10 protein-coding genes, 3 tRNA genes and 1 rRNA gene are annotated in these 12378 nt (G+C 41.1%); 1 reads left to right on the top strand and 13 read right to left on the bottom strand.

From position 1 onward, the window contains the following. Positions 1-103: 103 nt before the first annotated feature. Positions 104-3631 (bottom strand): pyruvate:ferredoxin (flavodoxin) oxidoreductase, encoded by a 3528-nt coding sequence (gene nifJ, locus G622_RS0104005; protein ID WP_026509627.1) that lies wholly within the window; start codon positions 3629-3631, stop codon positions 104-106. Positions 3632-4016: 385 nt separating this feature from the next. Here nifJ and G622_RS0104010 point away from each other — a divergent pair, with 385 nt between their 5' ends. After that, positions 4017-4187, top strand: coding sequence for a DUF362 domain-containing protein (locus G622_RS0104010; protein WP_026496855.1), 171 nt, complete (start codon positions 4017-4019; stop codon positions 4185-4187). Positions 4188-4280: 93 nt separating this feature from the next. On the opposite strand, the gene dnaB is transcribed toward G622_RS0104010, so the two are convergent. The 12 genes from dnaB to G622_RS0104075 form a co-directional block, all read right to left on the bottom strand. Beyond that, complete coding sequence (dnaB, locus tag G622_RS0104015) at positions 4281-5642, bottom strand: replicative DNA helicase (protein ID WP_026509628.1); 1362 nt, start codon at positions 5640-5642, stop codon at positions 4281-4283. A gap of 1 nt (position 5643) precedes the next feature. Continuing rightward, on the bottom strand, positions 5644-6090 hold the full coding sequence (gene rplI / locus G622_RS0104020; RefSeq protein WP_026509629.1) for a 50S ribosomal protein L9: 447 nt from the start codon (positions 6088-6090) through the stop codon (positions 5644-5646). A gap of 21 nt (positions 6091-6111) precedes the next feature. Further along, entirely contained in the window at positions 6112-8163 is a 2052-nt protein-coding gene (locus G622_RS0104025) for a DHH family phosphoesterase (protein ID WP_044915060.1), read from the bottom strand. A gap of 139 nt (positions 8164-8302) precedes the next feature. Then, the gene (gene rpsR, locus G622_RS0104030; protein ID WP_022763528.1) at positions 8303-8566 is read right to left on the bottom strand and encodes a 30S ribosomal protein S18; all 264 of its coding nucleotides are present in this window, start codon (positions 8564-8566) and stop codon (positions 8303-8305) included. Positions 8567-8628: 62 nt separating this feature from the next. Then, positions 8629-9087, bottom strand: coding sequence for a single-stranded DNA-binding protein (locus G622_RS0104035; RefSeq protein ID WP_026509631.1), 459 nt, complete (start codon positions 9085-9087; stop codon positions 8629-8631). 21 nt (positions 9088-9108) lie between these two features. Continuing rightward, entirely contained in the window at positions 9109-9399 is a 291-nt protein-coding gene (gene rpsF, locus G622_RS0104040; protein WP_026509632.1) for a 30S ribosomal protein S6, read from the bottom strand. Between the two features lie 411 nt (positions 9400-9810). Beyond that, positions 9811-10527, bottom strand: a complete 717-nt coding sequence (locus G622_RS0104050; protein WP_026509634.1) for an NAD-dependent protein deacylase — start codon at positions 10525-10527, stop codon at positions 9811-9813. Positions 10528-10578: 51 nt separating this feature from the next. After that, positions 10579-11481 carry a S1 RNA-binding domain-containing protein gene (locus G622_RS0104055; RefSeq protein WP_026509635.1) on the bottom strand — a complete coding sequence of 301 codons (903 nt, stop codon included), beginning with the start codon at positions 11479-11481 and terminating at the stop codon, positions 10579-10581. A gap of 143 nt (positions 11482-11624) precedes the next feature. Continuing rightward, positions 11625-11695 (bottom strand) — tRNA-Cys (locus G622_RS0104060). A gap of 7 nt (positions 11696-11702) precedes the next feature. Beyond that, positions 11703-11774, bottom strand: a tRNA-Glu gene (locus tag G622_RS0104065). Between the two features lie 51 nt (positions 11775-11825). After that, positions 11826-11898, bottom strand: a tRNA-Asn gene (locus tag G622_RS0104070). A 211-nt stretch (positions 11899-12109) separates the two neighbouring features. Then, positions 12110-12378: ribosomal RNA gene (locus tag G622_RS0104075) — 23S ribosomal RNA — on the bottom strand; the annotation flags it as partial.

A 12378-nucleotide genomic window follows, 5' to 3' on the forward strand; every position in this document is an offset into this window, starting at 1 on the left:
ATAAAACAATAGAATATGTGCTGAAAATTCCTATTAAATAAAAAAGGCTCCGGAAATTTCTTTCCGAAGCCTTTAATTATATTTTATTAGCTAATTGCTCAAATTACTTTGAGTAAAGAGTAACAAGCTTGTTCAGGTAGTCGAGACGCTCCTGAGCATTCTCCTTAGACTTAGCATACAGCTTCTGTGCTCTCTCAGGATTCTTGAGCTTGAGTGAAAGGTATCTAACCTCACCATCAAGGAAGTCCTGATACTCTTCTGTAGGAGCCTTGCTGTCAAGTGAGAACTTCTGCTCTGCAGCAGGATTGAATCTGAACATATGCCAGTATCCTGTAGCAACTGCCTTCTTCTCTTCGTCCATAACCTTGTTCATGCCGGCCTTAAGACCCTGGTTGATACAAGGAGCATAAGCGATGATAAGTGAAGGTCCCGGATAAGCCTCAGCCTCTGCAATTGCCTTAAGTGTCTGATTCATATCAGCACCCATAGCGATCTGAGCAACGTATACATAACCATAGCTCATTGCGATAGAAGCAAGATCCTTCTGCTTGATTTCCTTACCGCCTGCAGCGAACTGTGCAACAGCACCTGTAGGAGTAGCCTTAGAAGACTGTCCACCTGTATTTGAGTAAACCTCAGTGTTAACAACGAGAACGTTTACATCCTTACCGGAAGCAAGTACGTGATCGAGACCACCGAATCCGATATCGAATGCCCATCCGTCACCACCGAAGATCCACTGTGACTTCTTAGCAGCAAAGTCCTTATTCTTAACAACATACTTAGCAGCATCTGAGTTGTCGCCTGCAAGTGCAGCAACGAGCTCTTCTGTAGCAGCTGTGTTTGTTGCGCCATTTGTGAATGTATCGAGATACTTCTGAGCTGCATCCTTTGCAGAACCGCCAGCTGCAACGATCTCTTCTACCTTCTCCTTAATAGCGTCACGGAGTGCATTCTGTGCAAGAACCATACCGAAACCAAACTCAGCGTTATCTTCGAACAGGGAGTTATCCCATGCAGGACCCTGACCCTTAGCATTTACTGTGTAAGGTGTTGAAGGTGAGGAGTTACCCCAGATTGATGTACATCCTGTAGCATTAGCAACATACATTCTGTCACCAAAGAGCTGAGTAACAAGCTTAACATAAGGTGTCTCACCACAACCTGCGCAAGCTCCTGAGAACTCAAGGAGAGGCTGCTTGAACTGTGAACCTCTGATTGTTGTCTCTTTAAGCTTCTCAACAACTTCTGTCTTAACAGGAGTCTTAACAGCATAATCGAAGTACTTCTGCTCATCCTTGTTATCAGCGATAGCGCCCATCTTAAGTGTCTCGCCAGCCTTGTTACCAACGCAGACATTAGCACATGAGCCACATCCTGTACAATCAAGTGCAGAGATAACAACTGAGAACTTGTATCCGGGAACTCCATTGAGATCCTTTGTCTGAAGTCCTTCAGGAGCATTTGCAACTTCTTCGTCTGTAAGAGCAACTGTTCTGATTGCAGCGTGAGGACAAACGAGTGAGCAGAATCCACACTCTACGCACTTTGTAGCATCCCACTTCGGAACGTTAACTGCAATACCTCTCTTCTCGAATGCAGCAGATCCACTAGGTGTAGAACCGTCAACATAAGGAAGAAGATCTGAAACCTTAAGAGTGTTACCTTCCTGAGAGTTAACCTTTGACTGAATGTTGTTAACGAAATCAACAACGTCCTTACGATCACCCTTAGCTTCTGTGAACTCAAGGCCTTCGTCCTTAGCATCTTTCCAGCTTTCAGGAATCTCAACCTTGATAAGGTTCTTCGGATCTGCACCGGCATCGATAGCATCCCAGTTCTTCTTAACAACATCTTCACCCTTACGGCCGTATGTCTTCTGAGCAGCATCCTTCATGAACTTGATTGCATCATCTTCAGGAATGATCTTTGTGATGTTGAAGAATGCAGACTGAAGGATTGTGTTAATTCTTGTAGGACCCATACCTACTTCAACACCGATCTTAGAACCGTTCATAATGTAGAAGTTGATCTTGTGGTCATACATGAACTTCTTAACCTGTCCGGGAATCTCAGTCTCAAGCTGATCTACTGTCCAAGGGCAGTTAAGAAGGAATGAACCTCCATCAACAAGTTCCTGAACCATGTTGAACTTGCGGATGTATGAAGGATTGTGGCAAGCTACAAAGTTAGCCTTCTTGATAAGGTAAGTTGACTTGATAGGAGTCTTACCAAATCTAAGGTGAGACATCGTAACACCGCCTGACTTCTTAGAGTCATAATCAAAGTATGCCTGAGCATACATATCTGTGTTATCACCAATGATCTTGATAGAGTTCTTGTTAGCACCAACAGTACCATCAGCACCAAGACCCCAGAACTTACAGTTTGTTGTTCCCTCAGGAGTTGTAACAAGGGGAGCACCTGCATCAAGTGAAAGATGTGTTACATCATCGTTGATACCGATTGTAAACTGCTCTTTATCTGTATTGTTGTAAACAGCAACGATCTGCTCAGGAGTTGTATCCTTAGAACCAAGACCATAACGTCCACACATTACAGGAACTGACTCAAACTTTGTGCCCTTAAGAGCTGCAATAACATCAAGAGCAAGAGGCTCACGGTAAGAACCGGGCTCCTTTGTTCTGTCAAGAACTGCAATTCTCTTAACGCTTGCAGGGATAACATCAACAAGTGCCTTAGCATCGAAAGGACGATAAAGTCTAACCTTTACAACACCGACCTTCTGACCCTGCTTTGCAAGATAATCAATAGTCTCTTCGATTGTATCGTTTACGGAACCCATAGCAATGATGATTGTCTCAGCATTAGCATCTCCGTAGTAGTTAAAGAGCTTGTAATCTGTTCCAAGCTTAGCATTAACCTTGTCCATGTACTTCTGAACAATTGCAGGAAGCTCATCATAGCCTGTGTTGCAAGCTTCTCTTGCCTGGAAGAAGATATCAGGGTTCTGAGCTGAACCCATCTGACGAGGATGATTCGGGTTAAGAGCATTAGCCTTGAACTCATCAATTGCCTCGTGATTTACCATCTCATCGAGATCCTTGTAATCCCAAACTTCGATCTTCTGGATTTCGTGTGATGTACGGAAACCATCAAAGAAGTTAATGAAGGGGAGCTTGCCCTCAATAGCAGCCATGTAAGATACAGGTGTAAGATCCATAACCTCCTGTACGCTTGAGCTGCAGAGCATTGCTGCACCTGTCTGGCGACATGCATAGACGTCAGAATGATCACCGAAAATGTTCAGCGCATGTGAAGCTACGCAACGAGCTGATACATTGAACACACCGGGAAGACGCTCACCAGCTACCTTGTAGATGTCAGGGATCATAAGAAGAAGTCCCTGTGATGCAGTATAAGTAGATGTAAGTGCACCTGCTACAAGAGATCCGTGTACAGCACCTGCTGCACCTGCCTCTGACTGCATTTCTGTGATCTGTACTGTGCGGCCGAAGATATTCTTCTTACCGGCAGTTGCCCACTCATCAACATGCTCAGGCATAACTGATGAAGGTGTGATCGGGTACATGGCTGCAACTTCGGTAAATGCATATGAAGCATAAGCCGCAGCCTCGTTGCCGTCCATGGTTTTCATGTTTCTTGCCATTTTTATTCCTCCTACCTAATATAAGATTAATAATGATTCTCAGGATAGGCATGTTAAGCTTTTACACACCTATGCCGTAAAATCGCTAATGTACGCACTAGGCGCAATTTAAATTCTAACATTGTGATTTACCAAAGTCAACGAAATCACGCCATTTGCAGCTACATCAGACTGATAATTTTTATAAACAAAATTACGAAAAAATAAAAAAAATAAATCTTTTATAAACAACCAAATCGTTGATAAAAGTTATCGTTAAATTGCTTGCGAAATATTTTCAATTATATTATCATATTCGTTGTAGTAGGTGATAAAGATTGGAAACGGCAAATTCCAATCGTTTTAATTATTACTAACTTTTTATTTCAGGAAGGAGATTTTTAATATGGCATACGTTATTAGTGATTCTTGCATCAGCTGCGGATCATGCGCAGGTCAGTGCCCTGTTTCTGCTATTTCTCAGGGAGATACTCAGTTCAACATCGATCCTGATACATGCATCGATTGCGGTTCATGTGCAGCTCAGTGCCCTGTTTCTGCTATTTCTCAGGGTTGAGACAAGTAAAATGACAAAGGTGCAGCTTCCGATTTTAAATCGTGAAACTGCACCTTTTTTATTTATTATTTTATTCTTCGATTTATTTAATTTTTACTCGTCGAAATTATTCTTCCTTGAAGGCTCAAGATTTGCGAACTTAGTAAATTCAGGCAACCATGCGAGCTCAACCGTTCCTATCGGACCATTTCTCTGTTTAGCTATAATTATCTCTGATATTCCCTTACGATCCGTATCTTTATTGTAATAATCATCACGATAAATAAACATTACCATGTCGGCATCCTGCTCAATCGCACCTGACTCACGAAGGTCAGACATCATCGGTCTGTGATCCGGTCTTGACTCTACTGCTCGGGATAGCTGCGACAATGCCACTACAGGAACATTAAGCTCACGGGCCAATGCCTTCAATGCTCTTGATATCTCAGAGACCTCCTGCTGTCTTGATTCCGCAGATCTTTTTCCACTGCCACTCATAAGCTGCAGATAGTCGATCATAATTATGTGAAGGTTATGCTCCATTTTATATTTTCTGCATTTAGACTGGAGTTCCTGAATCGATATACCCGGTGTGTCATCTATTATAAGATGCGACCTGCCGATAAGATCCGCACTTTCTATCAGATTCTCCCAATCCATATCCGTCATGTTACCGGTTCTTATGTGCTGGGAATCTACATGCGATTCCATGGACATCAAACGATTTACAAGCTGCTCCTTTGACATTTCCAGAGAAAATACTGCAACTGTTTTGTCCTGATGGAATGCCATATGCTGCGCAATGTTCAAAACGAATGCCGTCTTACCCATAGACGGACGCGCCGCTATAAGAATCAGATCTGAAGGCTGAAAACCTGCTGTTCTATAATCGAGATCTGTAAAACCAGTCGATAAACCGGTAACGGTACCCTGCATCTTACTTGCCTGCTCAATTTTATTCAGAGCATTCATAACAACTTCACTGATCGGAACAAACTCTCCGCTGTTTCTAAGCTGAGTAATTCTAAAAATCTCTTTCTCCGTATCTGTCATAAGATCAGCAAGATCCATATTGTCGTTGTAGCAATTATTTATAATATCTCCGCAGGAATGTATAAGCTCTCTTAGCTTACTCTTTTCATGTACAATCTCCGCATAGAACTTCACATTTGCAGACGTTGGCACAGCCTCAGCCATACCAAGAATATAATTCATATCATAGACCTGTGGCGGAGCATTTTTCTCCTTGAGACGATTTTGCAAAGTGATACCATCTACCGGTGTTCCTTCCTTGTGGAGTTCAACCATGGCTTCAAACAGCATTCCAAGCTGTCTGTTATAAAAATCATCCCCGGAAATAATCTCGGATGCAACCTGAATTGCATCCTTATCAATGATCATCGAACCAACCACGGACTGTTCTGCCTCAAGGCTGTTGGGCATGGTACGTTGTATAATATTCTCTTCAGGCATATCAAGCCTCCGTAACAGAAACCTTAAGTGTAGCAGTAACCTGAGGATGAAGTTTTACAGGTACTTCTGTAGTACCAAAAGTGCGGATAGGCTCTGAAAGCTGAACCTTTTTCTTATCTATATCAAATCCAAACTGCTTTTTGGCCTCAGTTGCTATCTCCTTAGAAGAAACTGAACCGAATACTCTTCCGCCCTCACCTGCTTTCATTGTAAGACGAACTGTTACTTTCTCTATCTCCTTGGCATATTCCTGCATCTTCTCAAGTAATGCCTGCGCATCTCTGGCATCCTTAGCCTTATGATTTTTCAGGTTAGTAAGATTGGCTTTTGTAGCCTCTACTCCCAACTTCTTAGGTAAAATAAAGTTTGACGCATATCCGTCACTAACTTTAACTATATCTCCTTTTTTTCCAAGAGATTTAACATCCTCCAGTAATATTACTTCCATAATATCCTCCTCTTTCTATCGTTATGCCAGTTCTCCTGCTTCAATCATGCTATCAAGCTGGCTCTTAATCATATTTTTAGCTTCTTCAAGGCTCACGCCTTCAAACTGACAACCTGCAGAACTTATATGTCCGCCGCCACCAAGTCTCTCCATAATAATCTGCACATTTACTTCATCTATTGATCTGGCGCTTACATAAATCTGATTCTGATATGATGTCAATGTAAAGCTGGCCTTAACACCCTTGATATTAAGCAGTTCATTAGCAGCCTGCGCTGCTACAATCGTAGGACTCTGAACCTCCTCAGTTGAACATACTGAAATCGCATAAGCTCCTCGATAGATTTCAGCCTGACCAACCGCATCTGCCTTAGCCTTATATTCAGTAGCATCCTCTCGGAAAAGCTTCCTTACACGTGTGACATCCGCACCATTTCTTCTAAGAAATGCAGCAGCCTCGAATGTTCTGACACCCGCCTTATTCATGAAATTATTTGTATCAACAACAATTCCTGAATACATACTGTCAGCTTCTTCCGCGCGAATCTTAACTGTTTCATCAATGTACTGCAGAATCTCTGAAACCATCTCGCAAGCACTGGAAGCATAAGGCTCAACATATGACAGAGTCGCATTTTCTATAACTTCTGTGCCCTGTCTGTGATGATCCAGAACAACGATCGTTTTACAGAATTTCAAAAGCTCAGGACACTCTGTTATGCTGGGTTTATTTACATCAACTACAACCAGCACCACGTTGTTACCTGCCATATCTATGGCCTGCTGATTTGTAATGATCATATCGGATTCATATTCCGGATTATCCTTAAAAAGATCAACCAGCGGCTTCATAGAATTTGTCACATCATTCAAAACTATATGACATCTTCTGTCCAGTGTTTTGGCAATCCTGTAAATACCTACGGAAGATCCGAAACTGTCCACATCACCAAGTCTGTGACCCATGACGATAACTGTATCCTTACCGTTGATGATTTCCTTAAGTGCATGTGCTTTAACTCTGGCTTTAACTCTGGTACTCTTCTCGACCTTCTGGCTCTTACCACCAAAGTACATGATTTCTTCAGGTGTCTTGACTACCGCCTGGTCTCCACCTCTGCCAAGTGCAACATCTATTGCATTTCTTGCAAACTCATAGTTCTGCGCATAGGAAAGGCCATCTACTCCAATACCTATACTAAGCGTAACAGCCATCTCATTACCGATATTGACCGTCTTTACATCCTCAAGGATATCAAAACGCACCTCTTTCATGTACTGAGCTGACTTTTTAGGCATTACAACAAAATATTTATCTTTCTCAATCTTCTTAGCAATACCATCACAAGTAGCTATATACTTGTTTATCTTTCTATCTATAAGAGCGGTCAAAAGAGATCTTCTTACTTCCTCAACACTCTCTAACGCCTCGTCATAGTTATCAATGTAAATCAGACCGGCAGCAAGACTCTGAGAATCCACCTCATTTATTGCAAGTCTAAGGGCTGTCTCATCAAACAGATAAACCGCAATCAGATATCCCTCATATCCTTCAGCATCAATAATATCGCTATTTACCGCCATTTCTTCAAGGGAAATTTTTCTCATTTTTAATGAATAAAAATTCCCCTCAAACTCAACATCATTATGAGTTTCTTCATCACCCACCGGAAACTTCTCCGGAGTTATACTCGGAAAAAGCACCGAAATGGATTTTTTAAATCCTCTCTCCTGATGAGTTGCTCTCTCAAAAGCTACATTCGTCCATATTACTTTCCCAGTATCATCAAGAAGGGCATAAGGAAGATCCAATTCCCTTAGTAACCGCCTCTGAATCTGGCCATATTCCGTTGCAAAACTTACCAGTTCATTCATTATGATCGGCTTATTATAAAAATCCAGATATAAGACCGCCATAAAGTACAGTGCTGCAAAAGCTGCCACTATAAGTCCTGCAGTGAAATCAACCGTAAACACAGCAATCGCTACAAATGCTAGTAATATTCCAAGGTAAATAAAAATACGAAGAAATGTTCTTAGTTTTCCCTTTAACTTAATCCTAGTTTTCGGCATAACCTGTTTCTCCATCTCTAATGCGACTACTCGCCCATATACCATTTAATAATAACATAAAACCGAAAAAAAGACACTTTCCAGATTACTTCTGGAAAGTGTCTTACAGTAAAAATCTTGATTATTCAAGTAACAAAAGTTACTCTGCCTCGTAAGGCATAAGTGCAAGATGTCTTGCACGCTTGATAGCTGATGTAAGCTCTCTCTGGTGCTTAGCACAGTTACCTGTGATACGTCTGGGAAGAATCTTTCCACTCTCAGAAACAAACTTCTTCAGCTTTGCTGTATCTTTATAATCAATAACGTTGTCTTTTCCACAGAAAACACAAACTTTCTTTCTTCTGTGCATACCACCTTTTCTTCTTACAGGAGAATCGGTTCTATCAGACTTATTGAAAGCCATTGTGGTACCTCCTTATCGAATTTCAGTTGACATCATCTTCTAAAAAGATGAACCTAAATCAATTAATTAAACGGAAGCTCTTCATCAATTCCATCAGGAAGATTGATGAAACCATCACCTGCATTGCTGCTAACAGGAGCATCAAAAGCCGGTGTCGGTGCGCTACCTGAGAATCCGGAATTTGAACCGTTTGCATTTTTGCTCTCTGCAAACTCCTGATCCTCAACTACTACCTCAGTAGTGTATACTTTCTGGCCATCCTTATTGGTATAGCTACCAGTCTGGATACGACCTGTGACGGCAATCTTAGTTCCCTTTCTGAAGTACTTCTCAGCAAACTCTCCACTCTTGCCAAAAGCTACGCAGTTAATAAAATCTGCAGTCTGGCCATCCTGGTTGTTTCTGCTGAATCTTCTGTCTACTGCAAGTGTATATCTTGCAATTGCAAGAGAACTCTCCCCCTGAGAATATCTAACCTCAGGATCTCTTGTTAAACGTCCCATAAGTATAACTTTATTCATATTTTTCTCGTCCTTTTCTATTTAGGCCTCGTCCTGCTTAACAAGCAAATAACGAATGACGCCATCGACGATACGGACACGCTTCTCAATATCTGCAGGAGCTGTAGGCTCAGCGTCAAACTGTATGAAATAGTAGAAGCCTTCGTTCATCTTCTCGATTTCATAAGCGAGCTTTTTCTTGCCCCACTCATCAACATTTGTGATCTGTCCGCCGAATCTCTCGATCAAAGCCTTGCACTTGTCAACTGCAGCTGCTCTGGCGTCGTCTTCGATCTTTGCGTTAACGATAACGGCTAACTCATATTTTGTCATGCTTTCTTACCTCCTTTTGGTCTCTGGCTACCGTGATCAGTACGGTAACAAGGAAATTATCACAGAGATAGACTTTACCACAAAATATAAATTCTTGCAAGCAAAAATGAAGCATTTTATGATAGTCAGAATTTCTTTTAAATTGACTGACTATTGTTTTCAATATTTTCATTTCTCAACATACAGGGCTTCATATAAATGAAGCCCTGTCAAAAAACTGTATTTAACTTGTATTAGTTGCTCATATTACTATGTACTGTCTTACTCATTTTTAGACAAATTACGAAGTAGATTGCTTTGTACTGTCTTACTCATCTTTAAACAAATTACTAAGTAGATTGCTTTGTACTGTCTTACTCATCTTTAAACAAATTACGAAGTAGATTGCTGTATATTCAATATAGAAAATTCTTATATTTGATCAAGAACCTCTCCAATAGCTCCCTGAATTACAAGGTCCGCCTGACTATCTCTGGTAGTAGCCTGCTTATTTATTAATACAAGTTTATGTCCACGATAATAATCTATTAAGCCTGCAGCCGGATATACAACAAGAGAGGTTCCCCCAATAATAAGGACATCGGCATTGGCAATATAATTAACTGCCTTGCTCATAACATCCATATCGAGGCCTTCTTCATACAAAACAACATCAGGCTTTATTCTGCTGCCACACTCGCAATAGGGAACTCCTTCACACTCTGCCATAAAATCAAAATCATAGAATTTTCCACATCTCTCACAGTAATTTCTGTGGACACTGCCATGGAGCTCAAGAACCTCTTTACTTCCTGCAGCCTGATGTAACCCATCTATGTTTTGTGTAATGACAGCCTTAAGTTTCCCCTGCTTCTCCAGTTCTGCGAGCTTTAAATGAGCTTTATTCGGTTTAATCCCCTTTACCAGAAGTTTATCCTTATAGAATCTGAAAAACTCCTCTGGCATTCGCATATAAAAGCTGTGACTGAGCATTTGCTCCGGTGGGTATTTATAATGTTGATGATATAAGCCATCTTCACTTCTAAAGTCAGGAACTCCACTCTCAGTCGAAACCCCTGCACCCCCAAAGAAGACTATATTATCACTTCCATCAACTAATTCTTTTAATTCTCTGATCTTTTCATCCATAACATTCACCTCACTTAATGAGTTCAATATGCTATTTAAAATCAGTAATTATCAAAAACCTGCCTTCTTTAAAAGATCTGCCAAAGATGTTGTTGCTTCACCTTCACTCTCAAACTCGATCTTTTCTTCTGTAATCTCGGTCGCAGCAATATCCTGAAGTGCCTTCATACTCAGGCTGAGTTTTCCATCCTTGATTGCAGTTACCTTTACTTTTACTTTATCTCCAACCTTAAGAACTGCACTGGGATGAGCAATTCTCTGATTAGAAATCTGAGAAATATGTACTAATCCTGAAAGTCCGTTACCAAGATTTATAAAAGCACCATAATTCTGAAGACTCTCAACTGTTCCCTCTGTTACCAGACCAACTTGTACATTTGAAACCTTCTGTGCCCTTTCTTCATCTGCTTTTTCACGCAGAATCTCTCTGGCTGAAAGCACAAGTTTCTTATCCTTTTCATCTGCTGTTATTACTCTTACTTCAATCTGCTTGCCCACAAAATCATTTAATGCATCTTCATCCACATAGTTAAGAGAAAGCTTTGATGCAGGAATAAACGCTCTGATTCCCTCAAGGAAACATACTACACCGCTCTTCACTGCTTCTGTGATTGTAACAGTAACATTCTCTTTACTCTCAAGCAATTCCTTAAGTTTGTCCCAAGCTAGAACCTGTGTTGCTTCTTTCTTTGAAAGGAGAATATTTCCATTTCCATCATCTGTAGCAATAACTGTCGCAGATACTTCATCTCCTACGGATATATCTGTTCTAATATTGAACTTCGGATTATCACTTAAATCCTCAGCTTTAATAATCCCCTGAGTGTAATACTTAATGTCAAGAAGTACATATGTATCCTCAACTCCAATTACTGTTCCTGTTAAAATATCCCCTTCTTTAATCTGTCTAAAAGATCTGTCAATCTCATCCTTGAAATCTTCCATTGATTCCATTTCCAATACCCCTCCTTAATTTCTTATGTAAATTTTTATATTGTATGAAATAAATTATACAACGCAATAAAATATATTTGTAAAAAAATTATGCATATATAAAAATAAAGCCTTAAATGCTAACGCATTTAAGACTATTTTAAAGGTGACTGACGGATTTGAACCGACGATCAGGGAGTTGCAGTCCCACGCCTTACCACTTGGCTAAGTCACCATAGTAATGACTCCGACGAGGCTCGAACTCGTGTTACCGCCGTGAAAGGGCGATGTCTTAACCACTTGACCACGGAGCCGTATATTTCCTGCCTCACAGGATATGTTTTTGTTTAACTCCGTTAAACGAACTCCCCAAGTAGGACTCGAACCTACGACACTTCGGTTAACAGCCGAATGCTCTACCGACTGAGCTATTGAGGAAAATTGAACCGCGCTATGTGCGGTTCAAACAGACTCTAGAATACTTGCATACCAAGATCTGTTTGAAACGTACATCATGTGACTATAACCACACGGCAGAAATTACACAGTAATCGCTGCAAAGGAAGCAGTTCTCACAAACCTTCCGTACCTTCAAAACCGAACACTGAATACTTCATCTTTGATCCGCTTTTTTCGTTCTATATCCATATTGGACAAGCCCTCGACCTATTAGTACACATCAGCTGAACACGTTACCGTGCGTACACCTTGTGCCTATCTACCTCATAGTCTCTAAGGGGTCTTACTGCTAAATGCAGGGATATCTCATCTTGAGGGGGGCTTCACGCTTAGATGCCTTCAGCGTTTATCCCTTCCGGACTTGGCTACCCAGCCTTATGCATCTGGCGATGCAGCTGATACACCAGCGGTCCGTCCATCCCGGTCCTCTCGTACTAAGGACAGCTCCTCTCAGATATC

Source organism: Butyrivibrio sp. LC3010 (assembly GCF_000424385.1).
Lineage (GTDB): Bacteria > Bacillota > Clostridia > Lachnospirales > Lachnospiraceae > Butyrivibrio.